Origin of the sequence: Longimicrobium sp. (assembly GCF_036399255.1) — a bacterium.
Classification (GTDB): domain Bacteria; phylum Gemmatimonadota; class Gemmatimonadetes; order Longimicrobiales; family Longimicrobiaceae; genus Longimicrobium.
Genome location: NZ_DASWNM010000099.1, coordinates 109,452 through 133,905 on the forward strand (window position 1 = coordinate 109,452; position 24,454 = coordinate 133,905).

Sequence of the window (24,454 nt, forward strand, 5' to 3'; positions counted from 1 at the left end):
ACAGGGCCGCAATGCAATTCTTCATGGGTTAGCCTCACCTTAGCATGTGTTCCCCGCAACCGGAGTGGCTGCGGGATGTGGACAAAAGTAGAGTACCCATACATGAAGTGCCAGATTCGGGGTCTAGCTGACAGATGTCAGTTTTGGGGTCTACGTGCCAGCCGCCAGATTTAGGGTCTTTTCACGCGGAATGGCGGCCTGTACGCTGGAGGCATGAAACGACACGAACTCACGCCCGGGGCGACCCGGGCTCTGACTTTACCTTCTCGAACTCGCATCACGCGAGAGGGGGCTACCTACTGCACGACGTCTGCGGCTGGGCCACCGCACGCGACATAGAGGATGAAGCGGCCATGTGGTCAGCGTCCGAGTTGATGTCCGGGCAGAATGCGTGTAGTCGCGTGACCCGGGTGGATGTCCGCGTTCAGGGGGAGGCGAGACCCGCGTGGGTTTACCGCATTGTCCAAAGAGGGGTTGATGCTCTGGCGGCTGCCGTGGGCACTGCCCCGGCCGGGATTGACCCGCCACGGGAGGAGCTGGCAGATGCGGTCTATATCCGGTCCGGTGCGTGGATCGCCTTATCCGCGTTGCGGAGCGTGGCCACCATACCCCCGCATCGCGAAAAGATCTGGGTCGAGGGGCAGTCCGGGTGGCGACCGAGCTGGGAGCTGACGCGGCTGGTGGAGCGGGAGGATGAGGCGGCCGGATTGAGCCCGAGGCGTTCGTTTCTTTCGGAGGACCTGGGCTGGCTGGTGCGAGTGGGTTATGCAGAGCGGCAGGTGGTGGACAGTACCCACGTATACCGGCTCACGCCCAGGGGTGCCGCCGCCCAGCGCCTGGAGTGGAAGGAGCCTGGGAATGCCTGACCCAAAGCGTCCCCTCCCGTATGCGGAGGTGGACATCGACGAGGTGCGGAAAGCCGCGAATCGACGGGCAGACGCTACGTCCGTGCGGCAACTGTCGCGAGAGACCGGGATCAATCACACCACCCTGGAGAAGTTCCTGGCTGGTGCTACGCCGTTCGCGAAAACCCGTATCCCACTCTGTGAGTGGTACCTGGGCGTGCAATCCGCGAAGCCCCCCGTGAAGGTCGCAGATACGCCTCAACGTCCTGATCCCGCTTCGCATCTGGAGGCTCTCCTGGCCGATCTGGGCGCCGAGGCACGGACGGAGGCGCGGATTCGGATTGCGACCGCCCTATCTCAGGCGTACGCAAGGATGGGCAGGAACGCGCCGGACTGGCTCTACACCACGCAATAGGAGGGGGAGAGTGCAAGACCGCCGATCCGTGCCGCTGGACGTTCTGCGCGATTTCGTGTCGAGCCAAACCGAACTCTCATCGATCCGGCAAGTGTCGGTCGAGGTGGGACTGGGCCGAACGACGATCTCCGCATGTAGCAACCAGGAAACGACGCCCCACTCCCGGATTTGTCGGATGCCGGCCTCGAGGCGGCGTGAGCCCCGGAACATGACCCGAGGCGCCACGCGGTTGCATGCCCTGCATAACCCGGCGCTGAAAACCCGGGGTAACGCAACGAAGCCACAAGGATGTAAGGCCTTGTGGCTTCGGTATTTATAGGTGGGCCCAGTAGGATTCGAACCTACGACCAAAGGATTATGAGTCCCCTGCTCTAACCGCTGAGCTATGGGCCCGCACCATCAAGACAGGATCAGACTGGCCTGAATATAGGCCCATCCAGCGCCGCTTTCAACCGGATTCATCCCACCACCGCTGAGCCCATCGTTCGGACCGGAAAAAAGACCGGGCCTCACACGAAGCCAGCACAGGAATCCGCGAGGAAGGCGAAAAGCGTTGCAATTCTCTGATGTTCCGGAAGAGCCAAACGGATTCCTGAGCCCCCCGCTCGCCCGCCGTAAGCGGATTAGTTGCTCTCCTCATTGACCTGGCGCCGCATACCGCGCAAGGGCCCCGCCCATATCTGGATCGTCCTGTACCGCATACCAGTTCCACGCGGGCAATGGAAAATCGCTGCGCCTGCTTCGCCACTCGGACGTAAACATTTGGCTCTCGAACTCGACCCCATAGTGCGAATAGAATGTTGGGGCATACGAGTATTCGCAGGGCACGTCGCGGGACTCCCCTACGGCCATGTCATCGTAGCCGGACCCTTCTACGCCTGTTTCGTAGGTGTAGGTGACTGTCTGGGCACGGGCATCGTGCGGAAGAACGCAAGGGAGCAAAAGGAGCGTAAAGATGATTCTTCCCAACATGGTGGGATTGGTAGGCTAGGTTTGAGTAGGCCGTCGAACGTACGCCAACGCCGCCGTGCTATTCCGGATTGGTCCGGTGGCGGTCCCGCATCTCCTGGCGCTGCTTCATCACCGTTGCGCGGCCCCTCATGCCGTAGATGTTGGCTTCGACCTCCTCATCCGTCGCGTTCTTCCACATAGGGGCCCAGACAGCGTCGAGGAGGGCGTCGAGCTTCGGATCGAAAATCTCGACGAGATGCCCCCGACGCTCACCGTCGAAAGGCTCGTTCTGAAAGTGCGCCAGAATGTCCATCCGGTGGTCCGGATGCACCACTTGGAGGAGATGTTCCAACGCGTCCGGGTCGAACATCGGGTTGATGTTCGCGCGTCCCGCCGCGTCGAGGCGAAAGCTTTCGTCCGGCGTATCGAGGCTGAGGGATACGGGCATTGGCGCCGTCTCGGTTGGCGGTAGCCGGTCGCACCCGGTTAGCGTGAGGTTCCCGGCAAGGGCCAGCGGCAGGAGCCGGGCTAGGAGTCGCATCTGTCCTTCCCTCGCAGCAAAGGATTGCAGGGATTGCTTCCGGCGGCAAACGCGGGGGGCATCGCCTCCATGGTAGTCGCGTTGACGCAACGGCGTCAAGCGCGCGGACGGCCCCCCGGATTGCACTGGCTTCAATTCTACTTTGAGCTGTGCTCCCCGTACGGCGGAGTTTCGCAGGACGCCCGCGGGTTGAACCACCTGACCGGGCACGCGGACAGCGGGACGCGAACGCATCTACCAGGACTTCAGCGACGAGCGTGTACGCGCCCGCGCAACCGAGGCTGCGGCGGAGCATGCGCAACTACCTGCGGGGATGTGGAGGTCGCGAATTGCTCGCGGCTCGTGACTTATCCCACTTCCTGTCCCACCCGACACCAGCCCACCGGCTCGGCAACATAAGTCTCTGGCAGGTAGCAGTTTAGAAGGTACAGGGGCGGGGTGTGCAGCAACCGGTAGTGCTGCCACGGAGTCAACGGAGTTTTCTCGTGCCGTTTTCCTCTGCGTTCGCTGTCCGGGATTGTCCGGACCGCGACCCGTGGTGAGCGGAGGCATGGCGCGGCGGTCGGCGAGGCACGAGCCGGCGTGGGCCATCGGGAACGCGATGCAGGCGGAATGCGGCAGGGGGCCATGAGAATTTTTTTGAGGAGGGACGCGTATCGCCGGATGCTTCCGCAGGCGCACGGAAGCAAGCCGTCAGCACCACCTGATGCGCGATCTTGAGAACCATCCGCCGCCTCTACGGGTCGAGGTGCGCGGCACACGGGCCCGACGCTGCTCCGGCATCCAGGACCCCTCACGTTACGCGGCGCTTCTCCGGGTCCCGGAGGGGCGCCGCGCGGCGTTCGGCGGCCGGCGCGGTGTCGAAGAGCCCCGCAGCGGTGCCGGATGTCCCTGGACCGGTGTCATCCATCCCCGTTCCGTAGCCGGAAACGGAAGGCGGGGTGATCGTTGGGGCCTTCACGAGACGACTCCAGACGAACGAAGCGGCCGGTGCCCCACGGGTGCCGGCCGGCCGCCCCCGCGGCGCACACCGGCGGCACCCTCCCGCCCATCCACATCCCTCTCCCATCCCGGAAGGACGAACCCTGCAAATGCGAAGTTCCCTCGTGCGGCTGCTTCCCCTGCTGCTGGCCGGCGCGCTGCTCGCCGCGTGTGGCGACGCGCCTACCGACCCCCCCGGCGCCGGCCAGACGGCCGAGCTGGGCTTTTCGCTGAACCTGTCCGGCACCGACGTGCGCCTGATGGTGGTCGAGGTGACCGCCCCCGACATCACGCAGCCGCTGGTCTACGACATCAACGTCAACAACGGCACCGCCAGCGGCCGCATCGAAGTGCCCGCGGGCCCGGCGCGTACCATCCAGGTGCGCGCGTACGACATCGAGCGCACCCAGACCCACCAGGGGAGCGCCACCCTGGACGTAAAGCCCGGCAGCAACCCGCCCGTGACGGTGACGCTCACCCCGGCCGCGGGGCGCGTGCCCATCAACGTGAACTTCGGCTCGCTGGTCGTGGCCGTGCGCGCCGTGGACGGGCCCAACGCCCCCACCGGCGAGTACACCATCGGCGCGCAGGCGCGCTTCGAGGCGGTGGTCACCCGCGCCGACGGCACCCCCGTCCCCGGCGCCGCCGTGCGCTGGGCCTCGCTGAACCCCGGCGTGGCCAGCGTGGGCACCGACGGCATGGTGACCATGCGCAACGCCGGCGCCACCGAGATCGCCGCCACCTACAACGGCTACGGCGCGTCCATGCCCGTGACCGTCACCCCGCGCACCGACTTTGCGGCGCCCACCCTGACCGCCCTGTCGTTCGATCGGACGACCGTGGCGGCACCCGCCAGCGGCAGCACGATGGTGCACCTGATGATCCACGCCACCGACGACCTGAGCGGGATCTCGTCCATCTGGGTGGAGATCCGCGGCGTGGCGCAGCACTGGACGGGGTGGAACTGCGCGCCCACCGAGCCCGCGTCGCCCGGCGTGTACGACTGCTCCGTCCCCGTGCAGTCGTACCACCCCGCCGACGACTACATCGTCGCGCTGGCGCAGCTCACGGACGCCGCCGGCAACACCGTCAGCTACACCCGGGCCGACCTGGCCGCGCGGGGCATCGCCCCCCGCCTGACCGTGACCCGCAACTGACCCCCTTCTCTCCGACCCTGAGGACACGTTCCATGCAACGCTCCCCCCGGTGGCTCGCGGCCGCCCTGCTGGTTCTTCTGACGGCCGCCGCCTGCGGCGACCTGCCCACCGCCCGCCCCGCCGCCGAGACGGCGCAGCTGGGCTTTGCGCTGGACCTTTCGGCCACCGACGTGAGCTCCGTCTCGGTGCAGGTGACGGCGGCCGACATCAGCCAGCCGCTGGTGTACAACATGACGGTGACCAACGGCACCGTCAGCGGCCGCATCGACGTGCCGGCCGGCACCGCCCGCACCCTTACCGTGCGCGCGTACGACAACGACGGCGTGCAGACGCACGAGGGAAGCACCACCGTCGACGTGCGGCGGGGGAACAACCCGCCGGTGACGGTGACGCTGGTTCCCCGCGCCGGCGAGCTGCCGATCTCGGTGAACTTCGGGTCGGTGCTCATGCGCATCAACCAGCTCACCTACCCCAACCAGTCCAACGGCTACTCCATCGGGTCCATGGCCAACTTCGAGGCGGTGGTCACCTCGCCCGACGGCACCCCCATTCCCGGCGCGGTGGTGCGCTGGGCGTCGCTTGACCCCACCGTGATGGGCGTAAGCCAGACCGGCACCGGCTACGCGACCGCCGTGGGGACCACGGAGATCGTGGCCACCTGGAACGGCTACGGCACCTCCATCCGGGTGCACGTGGCGGGAAGCGGGCCCGACTACCTTCCGCCGCAGCTGAACGGCCTTGCGTTCGACAAGCCGATCGTGCGGTACACGGGGACGCCGCAGACGGTGACGCTGGAGATCTCCGTCACCGACGAGGTCTCGGGGATCGACCACGTCATGGCGCACATCCGCAGCACCAGCTACGGCAGCGTGAACCCCTGCCATGCCCGCCCCAGCGGCACCGCGGGGCTGTGGAAGTGCGCGGTCACGGTCGACGCGTCGTCGCCGCTGGGCGACTTCACGGTGGAGTACCTGGACGTCCGCGACAGCGCGGGCAACGGCACGGTGTACAGCGCCCCCCAGCTGGAGCAGATGGGGATGGCCGCGCGCTTCTCGGTCGTGCCGTAGTCGCGGCGGGCGGACGGCCGGGCGCGGATGGAACCGCCCGGCCCCGTCCTTGATGAGAGAAGGTGCGTCCGGAGAACGGGGGCGGCGGAGGATGTTTCGCTCCGCCGCCCCCGTTTTTTGCTCGTGGCGGGGCGGGGAAGCGTCTGATTCCCAGATCCTGCAAAAGAATTATCGTACAGGGGAACAGAGTCAGACAGAGAAAGAGAGCTGAAGTATCCTCGCTTCTCTGTCTGACTCTGTTCCCCTGTACCCATAAAGGTGTTGGTTTCCCGTATCCGGCATGACGATGAACGGCTCGGCGGAGGACGAAGCGGGGGGCGGCCGCGGCGCGCTGTGGCGGCCGGCGCTGGCGGCGTGGATCGTGGTGGCGGCGGGGCTGGCCCTGGGGCAGTACGCGCAGAACGGCGGACGGCTGCACGGCGCGCTGGTCTACGGGGTGTACGACGCCGCCAGCTGGACGCCGGTGGCGGTGCTGGCGTACGGGTTCGCGCGCTGGTTTCCGCTGGAGCGCGGGCGGCCGGTGCGCTCGGCGCTGCGGGTGCTGGCGGCGGCGCTGCTGCTGACCGGGGGCCGGCACGCGGCGCTGCGCGTGGTGCACCCGCTGCTGTTTCCGTCGGACCCGCTCTGGCCGTTCGCCCAGGCGCTGGCGCTTTCTTCCAGCAACGTCCTGCTGGTGGCCCTGCTCATCGGGCAGGGGTACGCGGTGCGGTTCTACGGCGCCCAGCGCGAGCGCGAGCTGCGGCAGCTGCGGATGGAGGCGCAGCTCAGCGGGACGCAGCTGCAGGTGCTGCAGCACCAGCTGCAGCCGCACTTTCTGTTCAACGCCCTCAACTCCGTCTCGGCGCTCATGCGGCGCGACGTGCACGCCGCGCGCGGCATGCTGGCGCGCGTGGGCGAGCTGCTGCGGCTGGCGGTGGGCAACTCGCACGGCCAGCTGGTGCCGTTCGACGAAGAGTGGCGGTTCACCGCGCTGTACCTGGAGATCGAGGGGGTGCGCTTTGGCGAGCGGCTGCGGGTGGACAGCCGCATCGACCCGGCCGTGCGCGGGCTGGCGGTGCCGTACATGCTGCTGCAGCCGCTGGTGGAGAACGCCATCCGCCACGGCATCGCCCCGCGCGAGGGCGGCGGCACGGTAGAGATCGAGGCGCGCGGCGCCCCCGGCGGCGGCCTGCACCTGGAGGTGCGCGACGACGGCGTGGGGCTGGCCGAGGGGTGGGACGGGCCCGGGGCGGGGATCGGCATCCGCACCACGCGGGCGCGGCTGGCCCAGCTGTACGGCGCGTCGTTCCGCCTGGAGCTGCGCCGGCGGACGCCGCGCGGCACGCTGGTGCGGGCGGTGCTCCCGGCGCGCCCCGCGGCGCAGGCGGGCGCCTCGTGACCCGCGTTTCCGCGGGAGCCGAAGCGGGCGCCGGCGTGCCGGAGCCGCCGCGGGTGTGGCCCGCCTTCGCGGCGTTCTGGGCCGCCGCCGCGCTGGTCTCGGGGTGCATGCTGGCCGCCGCGTACGTCCTGCTGGGGCGCTCGGCGCTGGAGGGGTTCGTCCTGGCGCTGGACGAGACGGCCGCGTTCGCCGTGCTGGCGCTGGCGGCGTACGCCTGCGCGCGGCGCTTTCCCGTGGCGGGGGTGCGGCGGGCGCGCAACGGGGCGGCGCTGCTGGCGTGCATGGCGGCGGCCAACCTGCTGTGGACGGCGGCGGCCATGGCGTGGTGGTCGCACCGGCCCTGGTGGCCCATGCGGTTCGGCGGCCGGGACGCGACGGTGGGGTTCTTCTGGATGATGACGGGGCAGGTGAACATGCTGATCATCCCCCTCTTCGCCTGCGCGCAGGGGCTGGTGCTGATGGAGCTGCGGCGGGTGCAGGAGGTGCGGGCCGAGGCGCTGCGCACGCGGCTGGCGCGGGTGCAGCTGCAGGCGGTGCGGCAGCAGCTGCGGCCCGAGTTCCTGTTCGGCGTGTTCGATTCGGTGGGCGAGCTGATGCTGCGCGACCGCGACGCGGCCGACGCCATGCTCAGCCGGGCGGCCGAGCTGCTGCGCGGGGCCCTGCGCCACGCCGCGGCGGACGAGGTGGCGCTGCGCGAGGAGTGGCGCTTCACCGAGCTGTACCTGCAGATCGAGTGCGCCCGCCTGGACGGGCGGCTGCGCTACGAGGCCCGCATCGACCCCCACGCGCACCGGCTGCGCGTTCCCCACATGCTGCTGCAGCCGCTGGTGGAGGCCGCGGTGCTGAACGCCGCCGCGGCCGGCGGCGGCACGGTCGAGGTGGTGGCGCGCCGCCTGCCCGGAGGCGCGCTGCGGGTGGAGGTGCTGGACGACGCCCCCGACGCCGCCGCCGGCGCGGAGGCGGAGGGCCGGGCGCGCGAGCACCTGCACCGGCTGTACGGCGGCGGCTTCGTGCTGGAATCCGGCGGCCGCGAGGGCGGCGGCCGGTGCGTCGCCCTGACGCTGCCGCAGGCGCCGGACGACGCGGGCGCCGGCCCCGCGCGGCCCCCGCTGTCCTTTCGGCCCCAGGTAAGATGACGCCCATCCGTGTGCTGATCGTGGACGACGAGCCCCTGGCCCGCTACAAGATCCGCAGCTTTCTGGAAGAGGAGCCGGACGTGGTGGTGGCGGGCGAGTGCGCCAGCGGCGACGAGGCCGTGCGCGCCATCGGCCGCGACCCGCCCGACGTGGTGTTCCTGGACGTGCAGATGCCGGGGACGGACGGGTTCGCCGTCATCGAGGCGGTGGGGGTGCGGCACATGCCCGTGACCATCTTTTCCACCGCCTACGACGAGTTCGCCGTGCGGGCGTTCGAGGCGCACGCGCTGGACTACCTGCTCAAGCCGTACGACCAGGCCCGCTTTCGCGCCGCGCTGGACCGGGCGCGCGAGGTGGTGCGGGCGCGCTCCAGCCGCCAGGTGAACGAGCAGCTGGCGGCGCTGCTGGGGCAGCTGGGCAACGGCCCGCAGTACGTAAAGCGGCTGCTGGTACGGGACGGCGGCCAGTACGTCTTTGTCCCCACCGACGAGATCGACTGGATCGAGTCCGCCGACAACTACGTGGCGCTGCACGTGGGCGGGCGCACGCTGCTGGTGCGCGACACCATCACCGCGATGGCGGCCCGGCTGGATCCGCAGAGCTTTCTGCGCGTGCGCAGCTCCGCCATCGTGAACCTGGCCCGGGTAACGGCCATCGTCCCCTGGTCGGGCGTGGAGTTCCAGCTGGTGCTGAGCGACGGCACGCGCCTGCTCTCCACCCGCCGCTACCACTCCGCCATCCGCCGGCTGATGGCCTGACGCCAGCGTCGGAAAACAACACCTTTTGGGGTACAGAGGAACAGAGTCAGACAGAGGAAGCGAGCCGATACTTCAGCTCGCTTCCTCTGTCTGGCTCTGTTCCTCTGTACGCTTATTCTTTTTACAGGATCTGGACGACCTTACTCCCAGCTGCGGATGTCCGCGTCTTCGCCCTGGCCGTCCGGCTTGCCGTCGGCGCCCAGGGAAAGCAGGTCGTAGCCGGTGGGGTTCACCTGGCCGGGGCTGCGGAACTGGTACGGGTTCCCCCACGGGTCCGCGGGAACGTCCTTGCGCAGGTACGGACCCCGCCAGCGCGCGCCGGCCCCCGCGGGCGCGGTGCGCAGCGCGGCCAGCCCCTCCTCCGTGGTGGGATAGCGCCCCACGTCCAGCCGGTACGCGTCCAGCGCGGCGCCCAGCATCTCCACCTGCGACTTTGCGGTGGACTCGCGGGCGCTGCCCAGGTGGCGGAACACCTCGGGCGCGACCAGGGTGGCCAGCACCGCGATCACCGCGATCACCACCAGGATCTCGATGAGGGTGAAGCCGGCGCGGGCGCGGATCCGGGCTCGCGTGCGAGCGGAAATCGAAGGCATGTCAGGCTGCGTTGGACCGCCCGGAGAGGGGCGGCGGACGGGAGGCGCGTCGCGTGGACGTGAGGCGAAAGATAGCGGCTCCGCGGCGCGCGGTGAAGCCCGCCGCCGCCCGTTTCTCCCTGCTACGGCGCCGGGAGCAGCGCGGCGGGACCGTCGTGGAATCGCATCCCCGGCTCCTTCCGGCGGCTCATTCCCGATCGCGCGCAGCGGTGGGAGACGGCGTCACGAACCCGCCGGCTGCCGCCGCGACGCGGAGCGCCAGGCGTAGTAGATCGGCACGCCGACGGCCACGATCCCCGCGGCGAGCAGCGTGGCATCGGGCCGCTCCAGGAGCGAGTTCACCATCATCGCCACCGTCCCCACCAGGAAGATGGCGGGGACCAGGGGATATCCCACCGTCCGGTACGGCCGCTCCAGCTCCGGCCGGCGGCGGCGCAGGACGAACACCGCGGCCACGGTCAGCGCCAGGAAGGGGTAGAGAAGAAGGACGAACGCCTCGGCCAGCTGCTCGAAGGTCCGCACCGACGCGTTCAGCGCGGTGAGCACCACCAGCAGCACCACCGCCACGTGCGGCGTTCCGAAGCGCGGATGCACCGCCGCCACCCGGCGAAAGAACAGGCCGTCCTCCGCCATGGCGTAGTACACCCGCGGGCCCGTCATCAGCCCGGCGTTCAGCCCGCCGAAGGTGGAGAGCATCACCAGCGCCGCGATCAGGGCCGCCCCGCCGGCGCCCGCCACGCGCGTCACCGCGTCCACCGCCACCGCCTTCGACGCGGCCAGCTCCGCCAGCGGCAGGGCGTACAGGTACGCCAGGTTGATGGTGAGGTAGGTGGCGACGATCACGACGGAGCCCCACGCCAGCGCCCGCGGCAGCGCCCGACCCGGATCGCGCACCTCCCCGGCGATCAGCGTGGCGGCGATCCACCCGTCGTAGGCGAACAGCGCCGCCACCAGCGCCACCCCGATGCCGCCCAGCCCCGCCGGCGCAAAGCCCACCGGCCCCGCCAGCGCGCCGCCGCCGGCCTGGCCCAGCGTAAAGATGGCGGCCGCCGCCAGCAGGATGGCCAGCACCTTGGCCACCGTCGAGGCGTCCTGGATGGCGGCGCCCAGGCGCACCGAGCGGTAGTTGGCCGCGCCCACCAGCACGATCAGCGCGACCGCCGCCGCGCGCTGCCCCGCGCCGCCCAGCGGCACGAAGCTCCCCAGGTACGCCACGAACACCAGCGCCGTCCCCGCCGACGCCGCCGAGCGGATGAAGAACCAGCTCCAGCCGAAGAGAAACGCCGGCAGCGGCCCGTACGCCTCGCGCAGGTACACGTAGATGCCGCCGGCGCGCGGAAACGCCGCCGCCAGCTCGGCGATGGTCAGCGCGCCGCAGAGGGTGATCACGCCTCCCAGCACCCACACCAGCGCGATGGCCCCCACGCTCCCCGACTCCGCCGCCACCGTGGCGGGAACGCGAAAGATCCCGCTGCCGATGGTGAGCCCCACCGCGGCCGCGGCGGCGCTCCACACCCCCAGCTTGCGCGGCAGCCCGTCCCCGTCTCCCGTCGTGGGATGAACGGAAGCCGCCTGCGGTGTGGTCACGGGTGTCGCGTGCATGGGGATGATAGGCCGGAAGGGCAGGGAAAGGCGCGAGGATCCGCCGACGGAAGGACGGCTGCTCGGACTGGAGGATGCGGATGCTCAAGCTACGCGCCTCCGCCCCGCGCGCCAGAGCCACGCGGACGATCACCCGTGGCCGCCACTCCGTTGCGCCGGCTCACCACCTCGCCTGTCACCATCCAGGCGCGCCGGCCTCTGCCGACCCGAGCGGGTGAAGCCCCGCCTGGCGAGCTTTGCGAGCCCTGGGCGGGGCTTATGGCCGTTCTAGCCCCGGGCTTCAGCCCGGGGTTGGAGGTCGGACGCCGAAGCACGCAGGCGGCGGGCGCGGTTGCGGTCCAGCTCGGCCTTGAGGTTGGCGTAGACGGAGGGGTCCACGGGGAGCATCACCTCGCGGATGCGGTTCAGGGGGCGGCGGACGGTGCGGGCGCCCATGTCGCGCAGCAGGTCGTCGACGTAGTGAAAGGTAAAGGGGATGATGCAGGTGCCGCTGGCCACGCCCTTCGGCCGGTTCTCGCGCACCCACGCCCAGCGCGCCTCCATCTCGCGCAGCACCGCGTCGCGCGGGGGCAGGCGCAGCTCGCCCATGAACCAGCGCGCCGCCCACCGCGCGCCGATCTCCGACGTCAGCTGGCTGTACAGGCTGCTGTTGTAGCCCACGAAGGCCAGCCGCGGCACGTCGGGGTGCACCAGGTTGCGGTGCAGGTGAAAGACGCCCGCCTCGTCCTGCACCGTGCGCCGGACGGACTCGTCCAGGAACGGCACCTCCTGCCGGAAGCCGGTGGCGAACACCACCACGTCCGCCCGCACCCGCTCGCCCGTGTCCAGCTCCACCGCGCCCGCGTGCAGCGCCCGCACGCCGCCTTTGCGCGCCGCGATCCGCCCGGTGCGCACCGCGTCGTAGAAGCCGTCCGTCGCCAGCCCCAGCATGCAGTTCACCACCCGCTCGATCGGCTCGTCGGGCACCATTCCGCACGCCCGCAGGCGGTGCGTGCCGCGCAGCAGCGCCTCCACGCCGCGCCAGAACAGCCAGACCAGGGGCTTGCCCACCGTGTGGATCACCTTTTCCGCCCCGCGCAGCTCGCGGCCGCGGAACAGCATCTCGCTGAAGCGCGTGGTCAGCACGTACCGCAGCGGCACCAGCCCGGCGAATCGCTTGGGCATCTTCCACCCGGCGCCGCGGAACACCAGCGTCGTCTCCTTTGCCGTGCCCACCGCCGCCATGGCCGCGTCGCAGGCCGACTTGGCGCCGCCCACCACCACCACGTGCCGGCCGCGCACCTGCTCGGCCGTGTTGAAGCGGGTGGAGTGCAGCACCGTGCCGCCCCCCGCGCGGAACGCGTCCTCTCCCGGCACCACGGGGACGAACGGTGCGCTGAAGGTGCCGTTGCAGACGGCGAGAAAGTCGAACGTCTCCGTCCGCGGCATCCCGTCCTCCAGCGAGTACGAGCGCACCGTCCACCCCTCGCCGCGCGGCTCCGCGTGCTCCACCCGCGTGCGAAATCGGATGTGCCCCGTCACGCCGAAGCGGTCCGCGTACGCCGCCAGGTACGCCTGCACCTGCGCGCCCGAGGGAAACTCGGGGTAGGTGCGCGGCATGGGAAAATCAGAAAAGGCGTAGGTGTCGCGCGGGTTCTGCGTGTGCACGCCCGGGTAGCGGCGCGAGCGCGCCCACACGCCGCCCACCTCGTCCTCCGTTTCGAACAGGGTGACCGCGAAGCCTTCCTCCAGCATCGTCTTTGCCGTCACCAGCCCGCTGATCCCCGCTCCAATGATTGCCACGCGACGCATGCGTGCCTCCGTGTGCTTGAAAAGTCCGGACGATCTCCCCTTTCATCCGTGCAACGCACGAGGGCTTCCGGAATCGGACGATCATGGGATGAACGGTGATCCCGCGGGGACGAGCGGTTGATCGCGGGCCCGAAAAAGAGTTGACGCACCCAGAGGCCGCAGAGGCCACAGAGAAGAACCTCCTCTGCGGCCTCTGGGGCCTCTGGGTGAGACAATCTGTTGGGGGATGGCGGAAGCGAAGAAGCCCCGCGCCTCGATGAGGGGCGCGGGGCTTCGGTCGTCAGCAGTCGATGGGCGCGTCAGTCGGGAAAGCTGATGCTTCCGCCCAGCTCGGGGTGGCCGCCGGTGATCAGGTCCACGATGGCCTCCATCTCCGTCCCCATCTGGTCCAGCCGGTGCAGCACGCTGCGCGAGTGGCCGTAGTCGAAGTACAGCGTGACCGCGTCTTCGTGCGCCGGGTTGAACTCGATGATCTTCTGGTCCAGCCGGGTGTGCAGGTCGTTGACGATCACGCTGACCGCGTGGCGAACGCGGCGCTGGTCGTCCAGCGTCTCGATGCCGATGTCGCCGACCAGGCGGGGGAGAAGCATCTCCACCTTCGCCACGCCCTCGGCGGGGGCGGACACGGCTCCCGCGGACTCGGCCTCGGCGGCGGAGACCACGGTCTCGCCGGCGGACGCCAGTGCGCGAAGCTCTTCGAAGTTGCAGCGAAGGATCATGGGAATCTCCCTCCCGGTCTCGGCTCTTCTGGTACGGAAGCAAGGCAAGCGGCGGGCCACGTTCGCCCTCAGCCGCCAAGCCGTTCCGCTACCTCTGTTTACGCGCGCGGCGGCCTTTTGTTTCACACACGCGGTGTGGTCCGAAGCGTTGCACCCGCGGGCGTTCTGCGTGACGTCGGCGCCCCAGGTGAAGGACGCGTTCGCCGGTGGCGAGTTGAGAGCGGTGATCGGAGATGGTGCGGTCTTCGTACAATTGCACCACAAGATGTGGGGCGCAAGAGTCTCCTGTTTCTACCCCCCGGCCACGATGCGTTCCCACGCCTCCCGCGCCCGGGCCTCCGCCTGGTCCGCCGAGTCCGCCAGCACCGTCAGGTGCCCCATCTTGCGCCCCGGCCGCGCCTCGCGCTTTCCGTACAGGTGCAGCGCCGTTCCCGGCACCGCCAGCGCCCGCGCCGCGCCCGGGCGGCCCAGCCCCGTCCCCGCGTCCTCGCCCATCAGGTTCACCATCGCCGCCGGGCGCAGCAGGGCGGGGTCCCCCAGCGGCAGCCCGCACACCGCGCGCAGCTGCTGCTCGAACTGGCTTACGCCGCACGCCTCCCAGGTGTGGTGGCCGCTGTTGTGGGGGCGCGGGGCAATCTCGTTCATCAGAATGCGCCCGTCCGGGTCCACGAACATCTCCACCGCCAGCAGGCCGACCACGCCCAGACCCTCCGCCAGCGCCGCCGCCACCCGCCGCGCCTCGGCCGCCACCGCCTCCGGCACCCGCGCGGGGACCACGGACAGGTGCAGGATGCCGCGGCGGTGCTCGTTCTCGGCCACGGGAAAGCAGGCCGTCTCGCCGCTGGCCGAGCGGGCGCAGATCACGCTGACCTCCATCCGGAACGGCACCCGCGCCTCGAGGATGAAGTCGTCGCCCTGCGCGGACACGGCGCTCCACGCGGCGTCCGCGTCCGAGAGGCTGTGGAGGGCCGCCTGGCCCTTGCCGTCGTAGCCCATCCGCGCCGTCTTGAGGATGGCCGGCGCGCCGATCTCGCGCAGCGCTTCATCCAGTTCCTCCCGCGACCGCACCGCGCGGTACTCCGCGGTCAGCACGCCCAGCCGCCGGGCCGCGTCCTTTTCGCGGACGCGGTGCTGTGCCACCTCGAGAACGTCCGGGGAGGGGTGGATTTGCACGCGCTCGGCCATCGCGCGCAGCGTGGCCACGTCCGCGTTCTCCCACTCCAGTGTCACCACGTCACTTACGTCCGCCAGCTCCAGGCAGGCGTCCACGTCCTCGAACGGGGCCTGGATGTGCCGGTCGCAGAACTGCGCGGCGGGCGTGGCATCCCCCGGATCCAGGACGACCAGGCGGTAGCCCATGCGCCGGGCCTCCAGCGCGAACATGCGCCCCAGCTGCCCGCCGCCCACCATGCCGATGGTGGCGCCGGGAAGAAGCGGGGAGGGGTTCGGCGGATTCATCGGCGGATTCACTGCGCCCCGTCCGTTGGCTCGGGGCGCAGCGCGTCCTCGGCCATGCGGGCGGCGTACGCCTTCAGCCGCTCGCGCATCCGCGGATCGCGGCTCCCCAGGATGCGCGCCGCCAGCAGCCCCGCGTTGGCCGCCCCCGCCTTGCCGATGGCCACGGTGGCGACGGGCACGCCTTTGGGCATCTGGACGATGGAGAGGAGCGAGTCCAGCCCGTTGAGGGTGGACGAGAGCACGGGAACGCCGATGACGGGAAGGACGGTCTTGGCGGCCGTCATCCCCGGCAGGTGCGCCGCCCCGCCCGCGCCGGCGATGATGACCTCGATGCCGCGCCCCTCCGCCTCTTCGGCGTAGCGGAACATGCGGTCGGGGGTGCGGTGCGCCGAGACGATCTCCATCTCGTAGGCGATGCCCAGCTCGTCCAGGACCCGCGCGGCCTCCTGCATGGTCTCGCGGTCCGAGCGGCTTCCCATGATGATGCCGACGCGCGGCGGATGTGCGTCCACGATTCTCGTTCTTGGCTACTTTGTCTACAAAGCCGTCCTGGGGCGCGCCAATGTACGCGCGCCACCCCGCCGCAACAATGCAATCTGTCCCTTTGGCCACTTTGTCTACAAAAAACCGCCGTGTTGCAGGCACCGTCCGCCCCTGTCCACAGCCCCTGTCCGCCGCGCCCGGCGTACCCGGTGCCGCCTTGCCACGCGCGAAAAACCGTGCAGCATGGTATGCCCTCAGCCCTTCCGGTGGATGGGTCCGGCGCGGGAGCAGCGGTGCGCCGTTTGCGTTGCCCCGCCCAGTCTGCATCCGTATGATGTAGCACCACAGCCCGTTTCCGTATCCTCTTCAGCCATCGTGGGCTGCACCGCATCCGGGTGCCGCGCCGCACGAACCCGAACTCGCTGCCTCCATGACGCTTCGCGCCCTTCTGGCCGCCGCCGCGCTCTGCGCGCTCTCCGCGTGCGGCATCGCCGACGGCCCCACGCTGGCCGCGCCCGGCGCGCCGCCCTCACGGCAGGTGCAGCACACCTTTACCGACGGCTACCCGGGCTTCTACTTCTACAACGGCATTCTCCCCGGCGACTCGGCGACGGGCACGTTCGATCCCAACGTGTCGCCGACGGTGCGCATCTGCCGAATCACCAGCGGCGCCTGCGGAAGCAACCTGGCCACGTTCACGCGCACCGGCGGCTCGTACGGGCGCCTGGTGACGGTGAACGCGGGGGAGGAGCGGTACGAGCTGGGCTGGCCCACGGGCTCCACGGGGGCACAGACGGGGCACGTCTACCGCGTGTCGGTGTCGGTGGGCGCGCGGACGCTGGGGTTCATGGACGTAAAGATGGTGAGCAGCTGGGGGGAGTTCTTCGCCACCGACACGGACGAGTACATCCCCTGGTTCGCGGGGAGCACCATGCCCGTCTACTTTCGCATCGAGACGGGGGTGCCGGGCTCCATCACGGTGTCCACGTCCAGCATCAACCTGAACGTGGGCGCGGGGATGCAGGTGACGGCAACGCTGCGCGACCTGCACGGCCAGCCGATGAGCCAGCCGGCGCTCTGGTGGCTGGAGTCGTCCGTGGTGCGGATGGACAGCGGGATGGTGGTGGGGCAGACGCCGGGGACGGCGACGCTGTGGGCGTGGTACTACGACATCGAAGTGCAGATCCCCGTCACCGTGACGGACACCCGCCGCGCGTGGAGCACCCAGGCCACGCCCGACGACCAGGGAAACCGCGGCGTGTGGGGGACGGCGGCGAGCAACGTGTACGCGGCCAACCACACGGGGTTGCTGCGCTACGACGGCGCCGCCTGGTCGCACGTGGCCGACGCACGCTGGCGGTCGCTGCACGACGTGTGGGGATCGTCGTCGACCAACGTGTGGGCGGTGGGTGAAAAGGGCGAGATGATGCGCTGGGACGGCGCCGCCTGGACGCTGCACCGCTACGACGGCACCTCGGTGGCGCAGCAGCCGCTGGGCAGCTACGACGCGCCGGCGCGGTCGTACACGCTGCGCGGGGTGTGGGGCTCGGCGGCGAACAACGTGTTCGCGGTGGGCGACAGCGGGGTGGTGCTGCGCTACAACGGCACGTCGTGGACGCGGATGACGACGGGGACCACGGCGCAGCTGAACCGGGTGTGGGGAAGCGGCGCCACCAACGTGTACGCGGCCACCGAGACGGGGCGGCTGCTGCGCTACAACGGCACGTCGTGGTCGTTCGTGGCGGGGGTGCAGGCGCCGGGCGCGCTGGCGTCGGTGTGGGGCACGTCGGCGAGCAACGTGTACGCGGTGGGGGCGGGGGGCATCGTGTTCCGCTACAACGGCACCAGCTGGCAGCGCATTCGCCTGCCCACGCGGCAGCCGCTGTACGCGGTGTGGGGCTCCGGCACCAACAACGTGTACGTGGCCGGCGGCGGCGGCGCACTCTATCGCTTCGACGGGACCAGCTGGATTCCGGAAAAAGCGCAGAACGGCGCCAGCCACGTGCAGGGCCTGTGGGGCACCTCCACCGGCGCGGACCTGTTCGCCACCGGCGCCGGCGGCCTGGTCGCCAGGCGCTGACCTCCAGAATCCGCGGACGGAGAGCGGGGCCGGATCTCACCACGAGATCCGGCCCCCGCTTCTTGTTCCGACACTCGATCCTGAAAAAGAATGATCGTACAGAGGAACAGAGTCAGACAGAGGAACCAAGATCATATTTCAGCTCGCCTTCTCTGTCTGACTCTGTTCCTCTGTACGATTAAAGGTGTTGTTTTCCATTCCGGGGGGAGGCGCCGCGCCGTACCTCTTCCAGCGATTCCGCCGGAAATCCGGCATCAACCTCCACGCTGAGAGCGCGTTGAAGGGCGTGCGCCATATTGTGTTACGTCCGGTGCGCGGCGGGGCCGCGGCACCCGTTTACCCCTTCGATGGAGAGAGCATGCCCAAGCCCAACATCACCTTCGTGACCCTGCGCCAGATCGCCGAGAGCGCGAGCGGGATGCGCGACCAGGACCTGTGGTTCGTGGTCACCGACGATCCCGCGACGTACACCTTCTCTACCAAGCCCGTGCATGCGGGCGACGACACCGAAGTCATCTTCGTCGCGGCCGTCAAGGATCCCGTGTCTACGGTGGACTGCGCGATGGTCGGCGTTCCCGGGCACAAGCCGGTGGACCTGCTGGGGATCACGGTCAAGCCGATCGGCGCGCACCCGGGCGGGACGTACGCGGCGGACGCGGTGTTCTGGAGCGTGTCGGCGGTCGAGAAGTTCCTGGTGCCCTACTACGCGTCGGTGTACGGCGACAAGGGCCCCGAGATGGCGCAGGCGGTGTTGGCCGTGCTCTTGCCGCCCACCGGAACCGCGGAAGGCGGTGAGGCGATGGTGGAGGACGACACGCCCTTTGCCCTGGCGCACCTGCCCAGCTCGGAATACGTGGGCGAGCCCGACACGGAGATCAGCTTTGTGTCCAGGGTGGTGTCGCTGCACCCCGGCGGCCACGTAAAGCGGGTGCCCCTGGCCCCCCGCCCTCAGGGCCGGTAGGCCAGCGCCACGACGAGCGGGTCGCGCAGCAGGTATTCGCGCATGGACGGACGGTAGGCCAGCATGCGGTCCACCAGCATGCGCGCGCCCGCGGTGTCGCGCAGCATCAGCCGCACCCAGGCTTCCTCGTAGTTCAGCGAGTGGGCAAGCGCGGGGTGGGCCCCCACCTCGCGTCGCGCCCGGGCCACCACCGCCCGGGCGCTGTCCGCGTCGCCGGCGCGGGCGGAAACCGCGGCGGCCACCATCCGCCGGTAGATGGGCCCGTAGACGCGGTTCTGCGCCCGCGCGCGCGCCGGCGGGTCCATGCGGTCCAGCTCGGCCACCAGGCGCCAGGCCGCCGCCGCGTCGGCCGGGCGCGTGCGGTCGTTTCGCAGCAGGGTCAGGCGGCACTCGGTGAACCGCCGGTCGGCGGGAAACTGCACGGCGCCCTGCTCGCACTGCTCGTGCGCCTGGGCGTAGTCGCCCCGCCAGAGCCCGCTGAAGTACAGGAGGTGGCGAATGGCGGCCATGTCGTCCAGGTACGCGTCGGCGGCCAGGGCGCGCCGCGCGGCCATCTCGCTTTCGGCGAGGCGTCCGCGAATGCGCAGCAGCTGGCTGAGCGTGCTCCACACGCTGGCCCGCGAAGGTTCGGCGGCGGTGGCGGCGCGCAGGTCGGTTTCGGCCGTGTCCATCCACACGCGCTGCATCAGCGTGTCGGGCGCCTCCAGCGCCAGCCGGTAGAGGGCGGTGCCGCGCAGCTCCAGCGCCTCGGCGCGGGAGCCGCGCCCCTGGGCCAGTACCTGCTCGGCGTGCCGCTGCGCGGACCGCAGCCGCGCGTTGCGGGCCTCGCCGCGGGCCACGCCGGCGCGGTCGACGTCCACCCACCCGCGCAGCAGCGTGGGCTGCGCCCAGCGGGGGTCGGCGGCCTGGCCGCGCGCCAGCAGCGAGTCGGCGCGCAGCAGCAGGCGGGCGGCCGAGCCGGTGTCCAGCGTGTCGAGGCTGATGGCCATGGCGCGTCCCTCGCGCCGCAGCTGCTCGGCCATCAGCACCCGCTCCCGCGCCTCGGCGCTCTCCGTCTCGGCCGCGGCGGTGCGCAGCCGCACCTCCTGGCCCAGCCGCTTGCGCAGCGCCGCCGACACCTCGGCGGCGACGGCGCGCTCCAGCGCCACCACGTCGCCCAGCGGCCTGCCGATCTCGCGGCTGTGCAGGTGGCGCTGCGTGTTGGCGTCCACCAGCGCCACGGTAACCCACACGCTGTCGCGCGAGCGCTGCACCGTGCCCTCGACCACGCTTCCCACGCGCAGGTGGGCGGCCATGCTGTCGAAGCGCACGGCGCCCCCGCGGTACGGGCGCACCCCGCCGCGCGAAACCACGTCCAGCGCGTCCACCTGGCCCAGCTCGTGGATCAGCCGCTCGGTCAACCCCGCCGCCAGGTACTGCAGCTCGCCCCCGGGGCTCAGGTCCTCGAAGTACAGCACGGCGATGCGCCGCGGATCGTTCCGCGCCGCATCGACGTTCCGCCCGGTCTGCAGGGACGAGCCCGTGAGCAGCGATAGCAGAAAACCAAGCAGCATTCCGCCCGCCGCCGCGTACGACGCGCTGGTGCGGCGGCGGGCCACGAGGGGCGCGCGCACGGCGGGCGTGCGGCGAGGCCCTTCCGCGTCCACCGGTGCATAGGGCGCCGACGGAGGCGCGATCGGCGCGGCGTCCGCCGCATCCGCGGGAAAGGGCACGGGGCGGATCGATGCCGCGCCGGACGCATCCACCCAACCCGCCGCATCCGCCTGATCCACCGCATCCACCCGACCCACCGCATCCGCCTGACCCGCCACATCCATCCGCCCCACCGGATCCGCCCGATCCACCGCATCCGCCTGATTCACCGGATCCGCCCGATCCACTTCATCCGCCGGTGATGCGGGCGATCCGGGACGGAGAACGGCGACGGAGGAAAAGACGGTGGGTTCGGGCGGATGGATGGCGGGCGGGGGAGGGGACGGCTCCGCGGCGGGCCGGTGCGCCAGAGGCGGCACGGGCGCGGCGGCGCGGGGGGGATCGGCACGGAGGCGCGCGACCAGGGCCAGCAGGTCCGGGTCGGGCTCACCCCCCAGCTCCTGGCGCAGCAGCGCGGCGTGCATCTCCGCCGCGCGCATGGCGGAGGGGCGCTCGCCCGCGGCGTCCAGCGCGCGCACCAGGCGCAGCGCCGTGCGCGAGCTGAACGGGTCGTGCGCGGCCAGCCGGCGCCACCAGTCCACGGCGCGGATGGCGCTTCCCTCGGTTTCCGCCGCCTGGGCCAGTCCCTCGAGCGCCGTGGCGTACGCCCGGGCCAGCCGGTCGCGTTCGCCGTCGATCCAGCGCTCGAACTCGGGCGCGTCGCCCACGAAGAAGCCGTCCAGCAGCGGGCCGCGGTACAGGGCCGCCGCGCCCTCGGCATCCCCCGCCTCGAGCCGGTCCTGGAACTCGGCCACGTCGCTGGCCACCGCCTCCGGGCTCAGCACCACGTCGCCCGCCGACGCGGCCGACACGCCCTCCCCCAGCTCCTTGCGCAGCACGTACAGCGACTCGGACAGGTTGTGCCGCGCCGCCTCGGTGGTGAGCTCCGGCCACAGCAGCCCGATGATCCGCTCCCGCCCCACCGGACGCCCCCGCGCCACCGCCAGGACCGCCAGCAGCGCCACCCGCCGCTTGTGCGCGGCGCGTCCGCGAACGGGCCCGGCGGGGCCGGAAAAGGCGGGATCTCCGAGCAGGTCCAGGCGAAACGGAGGGGGCATTCGGGGCTTCAACCAGGGGGATGACGGAGAGCATGAAACCGGGTTGATCTCAAGTCTTTACAATGTGTTCACGCATCGGGGACGCCGCAAGCGTTTCCCGCCTCGTGGACGGGCAGGTGCCGTCCTTCTTCTCCCTCTCGCCACCCACACGAGCCATGTGCACGAGAGCCCGGGGTCCGCCCCGTCCGCACGGCGGGACAGATCGACCGGCAAGCGGAGAGTGCGACCGCACTTTCATCCATCCATCACGAACAGATACGGAGCACACGATGAGCACTCCTTTCGACGGCAGCTGGAACCGTGGCACGGGCATCATCGGCTCGCAGGCCGACACCCTGACCGTGCAGATGCCCGGACGCTCCTCCGCGGCCCGCGTGGCCGTGAACGCGGGCGCGCCGGTGATCTACGCCGACTTCACAGACGACGCGCCCTTTACCGGCGTGCTGTCAGCGGACGGACAGAAGATCCTGTGGAGCAACGCCACCGTCTGGACGCGCGACAACGGCAATGTCAACGGCAAGTTCGCCGATGCGCCCGCGCCGAACGCCGCCGTGGTGCAGGCGGTGAAGGCCGCGATCACGGCGGCCAACCCCAAGCTCAAGGGCGTCAACTTCGGGCCGTTCAACGCGCTGGTGGTCCCGACCGCCGGGAACTTCGTCGATATCTACGACGGCGGCGGCCAAACCAGCCTCACCTTCTACCAGTTCCAGGGGACGGCTCCGAGCGGAGGGTGGCTACCGCTGGGTGACATCGTGGGGGTGCCGGCGGGCAACCTTCCCCTGGGTGTCATGTTCTTCGCGCCCAACAGCGCACCCGGCGGCGACCCGGCCGCCTTCCTGAATCCCACCGGCTTCAACCGCCTCCTGGACGACGCAGGGTCGGGGGATCACCGGAACGTGGTCTACTGGGGGCCGATCGCGCCCGCTGGCTACGTCGCCCTGGGGATCTGCTTCAGCAACGGCAACACGCCCGATACCAGCAACTACTGGTGCATCAAGCAGGAGTACGTGCTCGAGGTGTCGAGTTACACCGCGTGGAACGATTACCACGCGCATTGGGACAACAACGGCAACCTCATCAGTCCTTGCTTCACCGCGTCCGTGCCGGAGACTGCGCCCCCGGGTGGCATCCTGATCCTGCCGCCCACCCTGCTGAGCGTGCAGGCCGGCGGCACGCCCTACGCGCTGGTGGGGACGCAGGCCACGGTCGACGTGCCGCCGATCGCGGTTCCCGAGCCCGTGTACGTGGACGGCATCACGGACATCGGTGATACGACGGCCTGCGGGCTCCGCGGCACGCTGGTCGTCGTGCCGTACACGGCCGTTCCGGCGGACAAGGTCTTTCAGCAGGCGGTCGTCTCCCCCTTCTACTACGTGGCGAGCGAGCCCTACTGGCAGTGCACGATGATCCAGCCCACACCGCTGGGGGGCATGGTGAGCGTGCAGGAAAGCGTCGGTGTGTCGCAGACCGACGCGACCGGCTTTGCGAAGACCACTTCGATGACCGTGGGGGCGGAGTTCGGCGCGGCATACGCCGGCGTGAACGTGGGCGCCTCGGTGTCGATGACCGAGGAGCTGCGGCTGGAAACGTCCACGAGCACCACGGGGAGCACGGAGGTCACCACCACGGTGAACCTGAACTTTCCCGAGCAGGAGATCACCTCCGTGTGGCAGAGCCAGAGTCAGATCCAGGTGTTCCGCTCGGACGGCACCCCGCTCGGCGCGGTGGCGTACGAGAACGGAAGCGGCAACGTGCGCTTCGCCCCTTCCGGGATGACGCCCGAACTGCTGGCGCTCAAGGCCGCGCTGGCGCGCGGGTGAGGCAACAGGGAATGCACGTGAAAGCCACCATTCCCGTGCACACCCACTGACGGTCCCGACAGGAGGGCCCGCCGCGCTGCGGCGGGCCTTCTTCTTGTTTCCATTTGGGAACACGCCTACCTTGTCGCCACACACCCGCTCGAACCCGGACGGCGCAACGGTATGGATCTCCGCGAAATCCAGCAGCAGGTAGACGCGTACATCGGCCAGTTCAAGGAAGGCTACTTTCCGCCGCTGGTGAACCTGGCGCGGCTGACGGAAGAGGTGGGCGAGCTGGCGCGCGAGATCAACCACGCGTACGGCCCCAAGACCAAGAAGCACGACGAGCCCGAGGGCGACATCGCGCTGGAGCTGGGCGACATCCTGTTCGTGGTGGTGGTGCTGGCCAACCAGCTGGGGATCGACCTGTCGGATGCCGCGGCGCGCACGCTGAGCAAGTACCAGGTGCGGGACGCGGACCGGTGGGAGAGGAAGGACGAGGGGACAGGGGATAAGGGGACAGGGGATGAGGGGACAGGGGACAGGGGACAGGGGACAGGGGACAGCGGACAGGGAATAGCAGGCACGGGGCGTGGCGCGGGTCCGGTGCGATCCGCGGCGCCCCCTCCGGGCGAGCACCACTCGCCCACCTCCCCCGAAACCGCCGGGGGAGGTTGAGGGTGGGGCAGGGTTGCAGACTCGCCGACGGGGATCGGGCTGCGTCCGCGGGGGCCCCCCTTTCCCGGCCTCTCCCCGCAAACTGCGCGGGGGAGAGGTGACGCGCACCGCCGGCGTGGGGCGCTCCGGCCGGTCACGAGGATTCCGACAGTAGGTTCCTCGTTCGCGCCACGGTTCCGAGCGGGCGGAAAGGGTAGCGCGGCGCTCCCTCGGAATGACAGCCTTGGCCGTTCCGGGGACGTTCCGGAGCGCCATCGAATTCTCCTCTCCGCGAGGAACGAGCGGGGAGGGGCACCCTGCGGGCGCCAGTT

The 24,454-nt window shown here is 70.4% G+C and carries 18 protein-coding genes and 1 tRNA gene; 10 read left to right on the forward strand and 9 right to left on the reverse strand.

Annotated elements, in window-relative coordinates:
- Positions 1-894 precede the first annotated feature (894 nt).
- The gene (locus VGC13_RS18475) at positions 895-1,260 is read left to right on the forward strand and encodes a hypothetical protein (protein WP_331126754.1); all 366 of its coding nucleotides are present in this window, start codon (positions 895-897) and stop codon (positions 1,258-1,260) included.
- Positions 1,261-1,580: 320 nt separating this feature from the next.
- On the opposite strand, the gene VGC13_RS18480 is transcribed toward VGC13_RS18475, so the two are convergent.
- Together VGC13_RS18480 and VGC13_RS18485 are read right to left on the reverse strand one after the other, a co-directional pair.
- A tRNA-Ile gene (locus VGC13_RS18480) sits at positions 1,581-1,653 on the reverse strand.
- A 637-nt stretch (positions 1,654-2,290) separates the two neighbouring features.
- On the reverse strand, positions 2,291-2,659 hold the full coding sequence (locus VGC13_RS18485) for a hypothetical protein (protein ID WP_331126755.1): 369 nt from the start codon (positions 2,657-2,659) through the stop codon (positions 2,291-2,293).
- Positions 2,660-3,843: 1,184 nt separating this feature from the next.
- Between VGC13_RS18485 and VGC13_RS18490 the strand changes: the two genes are divergently transcribed.
- The 5 genes from VGC13_RS18490 to VGC13_RS18510 all read left to right on the forward strand — a co-directional run bounded on the left by VGC13_RS18490 (position 3,844) and on the right by VGC13_RS18510 (position 9,229).
- Positions 3,844-4,890 (forward strand): hypothetical protein, encoded by a 1,047-nt coding sequence (locus VGC13_RS18490; RefSeq protein WP_331126756.1) that lies wholly within the window; start codon positions 3,844-3,846, stop codon positions 4,888-4,890.
- 32 nt (positions 4,891-4,922) lie between these two features.
- Positions 4,923-5,957 (forward strand): hypothetical protein, encoded by a 1,035-nt coding sequence (locus VGC13_RS18495; RefSeq protein WP_331126757.1) that lies wholly within the window; start codon positions 4,923-4,925, stop codon positions 5,955-5,957.
- 286 nt (positions 5,958-6,243) lie between these two features.
- The gene (locus VGC13_RS18500) at positions 6,244-7,335 is read left to right on the forward strand and encodes a sensor histidine kinase (RefSeq protein WP_331126758.1); all 1,092 of its coding nucleotides are present in this window, start codon (positions 6,244-6,246) and stop codon (positions 7,333-7,335) included.
- A complete protein-coding gene (locus VGC13_RS18505) occupies positions 7,332-8,471 on the forward strand; it encodes a sensor histidine kinase (protein ID WP_331126759.1) in 1,140 nt (379 codons plus the stop codon). Before VGC13_RS18500 ends, VGC13_RS18505 begins: the two co-directional genes overlap by 4 nt.
- On the forward strand, positions 8,468-9,229 hold the full coding sequence (locus tag VGC13_RS18510; RefSeq protein ID WP_331126760.1) for a LytTR family DNA-binding domain-containing protein: 762 nt from the start codon (positions 8,468-8,470) through the stop codon (positions 9,227-9,229). The genes VGC13_RS18505 and VGC13_RS18510 overlap by 4 nt, the downstream gene beginning before the upstream one ends.
- Before the next feature lie 140 nt (positions 9,230-9,369).
- Here the strand turns inward: VGC13_RS18510 and gspG are convergent, their stop codons facing one another.
- The 6 genes from gspG to purE form a co-directional block, all read right to left on the reverse strand.
- Complete coding sequence (gspG, locus tag VGC13_RS18515) at positions 9,370-9,822, reverse strand: type II secretion system major pseudopilin GspG (RefSeq protein WP_331126761.1); 453 nt, start codon at positions 9,820-9,822, stop codon at positions 9,370-9,372.
- Between the two features lie 222 nt (positions 9,823-10,044).
- Entirely contained in the window at positions 10,045-11,409 is a 1,365-nt protein-coding gene (locus VGC13_RS18520; protein ID WP_331126762.1) for an APC family permease, read from the reverse strand.
- Between the two features lie 282 nt (positions 11,410-11,691).
- The gene (locus tag VGC13_RS18525; RefSeq protein WP_331126763.1) at positions 11,692-13,215 is read right to left on the reverse strand and encodes a flavin-containing monooxygenase; all 1,524 of its coding nucleotides are present in this window, start codon (positions 13,213-13,215) and stop codon (positions 11,692-11,694) included.
- A 299-nt stretch (positions 13,216-13,514) separates the two neighbouring features.
- A complete protein-coding gene (locus tag VGC13_RS18530; protein WP_331126764.1) occupies positions 13,515-13,934 on the reverse strand; it encodes a hypothetical protein in 420 nt (139 codons plus the stop codon).
- A 291-nt stretch (positions 13,935-14,225) separates the two neighbouring features.
- A complete protein-coding gene (locus tag VGC13_RS18535; RefSeq protein ID WP_331126765.1) occupies positions 14,226-15,392 on the reverse strand; it encodes a 5-(carboxyamino)imidazole ribonucleotide synthase in 1,167 nt (388 codons plus the stop codon).
- An 8-nt stretch (positions 15,393-15,400) separates the two neighbouring features.
- Entirely contained in the window at positions 15,401-15,871 is a 471-nt protein-coding gene (purE, locus tag VGC13_RS18540; protein ID WP_414683006.1) for a 5-(carboxyamino)imidazole ribonucleotide mutase, read from the reverse strand.
- Positions 15,872-16,305: 434 nt separating this feature from the next.
- Here purE and VGC13_RS18545 point away from each other — a divergent pair, with 434 nt between their 5' ends.
- On the forward strand, positions 16,306-17,955 hold the full coding sequence (locus tag VGC13_RS18545) for a hypothetical protein (RefSeq protein ID WP_331126767.1): 1,650 nt from the start codon (positions 16,306-16,308) through the stop codon (positions 17,953-17,955).
- A 358-nt stretch (positions 17,956-18,313) separates the two neighbouring features.
- Complete coding sequence (locus tag VGC13_RS18550) at positions 18,314-18,916, forward strand: hypothetical protein (RefSeq protein ID WP_331126768.1); 603 nt, start codon at positions 18,314-18,316, stop codon at positions 18,914-18,916.
- Here the strand turns inward: VGC13_RS18550 and VGC13_RS18555 are convergent.
- Positions 18,904-21,666: a BTAD domain-containing putative transcriptional regulator gene (locus VGC13_RS18555; RefSeq protein ID WP_331126769.1), complete on the reverse strand. Its 2,763-nt coding sequence runs from the start codon at positions 21,664-21,666 to the stop codon at positions 18,904-18,906. The genes VGC13_RS18550 and VGC13_RS18555 overlap by 13 nt on opposite strands.
- 269 nt (positions 21,667-21,935) lie before the next feature.
- Between VGC13_RS18555 and VGC13_RS18560 the strand changes: the two genes are divergently transcribed.
- Positions 21,936-23,486, forward strand: coding sequence for a hypothetical protein (locus tag VGC13_RS18560; protein ID WP_331126770.1), 1,551 nt, complete (start codon positions 21,936-21,938; stop codon positions 23,484-23,486).
- Positions 23,487-23,648: 162 nt separating this feature from the next.
- Positions 23,649-24,143 carry a nucleotide pyrophosphohydrolase gene (locus VGC13_RS18565; RefSeq protein ID WP_331126771.1) on the forward strand — a complete coding sequence of 165 codons (495 nt, stop codon included), beginning with the start codon at positions 23,649-23,651 and terminating at the stop codon, positions 24,141-24,143.
- Positions 24,144-24,454: the final 311 nt, after the last annotated feature.

Excerpts from the sequence above, each read along its gene's own strand:
- VGC13_RS18485 (WP_331126755.1), bottom strand. The coding sequence starts at position 2,659 with ATGCCCGTATCCCTCAGCCTCGATACGCCGGACGAAAGCTTTCGCCTC.
- VGC13_RS18490 (WP_331126756.1), top strand. The coding sequence starts at position 3,844 with ATGCGAAGTTCCCTCGTGCGGCTGCTTCCCCTGCTGCTGGCCGGCGCG.
- VGC13_RS18495 (WP_331126757.1), top strand. The coding sequence starts at position 4,923 with ATGCAACGCTCCCCCCGGTGGCTCGCGGCCGCCCTGCTGGTTCTTCTG.
- VGC13_RS18500 (WP_331126758.1), top strand. The coding sequence starts at position 6,244 with ATGAACGGCTCGGCGGAGGACGAAGCGGGGGGCGGCCGCGGCGCGCTG.
- VGC13_RS18510 (WP_331126760.1), top strand. The coding sequence starts at position 8,468 with ATGACGCCCATCCGTGTGCTGATCGTGGACGACGAGCCCCTGGCCCGC.
- gspG (WP_331126761.1), bottom strand. The coding sequence starts at position 9,822 with ATGCCTTCGATTTCCGCTCGCACGCGAGCCCGGATCCGCGCCCGCGCC.
- VGC13_RS18525 (WP_331126763.1), bottom strand. The coding sequence starts at position 13,215 with ATGCGTCGCGTGGCAATCATTGGAGCGGGGATCAGCGGGCTGGTGACG.
- VGC13_RS18530 (WP_331126764.1), bottom strand. The coding sequence starts at position 13,934 with ATGATCCTTCGCTGCAACTTCGAAGAGCTTCGCGCACTGGCGTCCGCC.
- VGC13_RS18535 (WP_331126765.1), bottom strand. The coding sequence starts at position 15,392 with ATGAATCCGCCGAACCCCTCCCCGCTTCTTCCCGGCGCCACCATCGGC.
- purE (WP_414683006.1), bottom strand. The coding sequence starts at position 15,871 with ATGGGAAGCCGCTCGGACCGCGAGACCATGCAGGAGGCCGCGCGGGTC.
- VGC13_RS18545 (WP_331126767.1), top strand. The coding sequence starts at position 16,306 with ATGACGCTTCGCGCCCTTCTGGCCGCCGCCGCGCTCTGCGCGCTCTCC.
- VGC13_RS18550 (WP_331126768.1), top strand. The coding sequence starts at position 18,314 with ATGCCCAAGCCCAACATCACCTTCGTGACCCTGCGCCAGATCGCCGAG.
- VGC13_RS18555 (WP_331126769.1), bottom strand. The coding sequence starts at position 21,666 with ATGCCCCCTCCGTTTCGCCTGGACCTGCTCGGAGATCCCGCCTTTTCC.
- VGC13_RS18560 (WP_331126770.1), top strand. The coding sequence starts at position 21,936 with ATGAGCACTCCTTTCGACGGCAGCTGGAACCGTGGCACGGGCATCATC.
- VGC13_RS18565 (WP_331126771.1), top strand. The coding sequence starts at position 23,649 with ATGGATCTCCGCGAAATCCAGCAGCAGGTAGACGCGTACATCGGCCAG.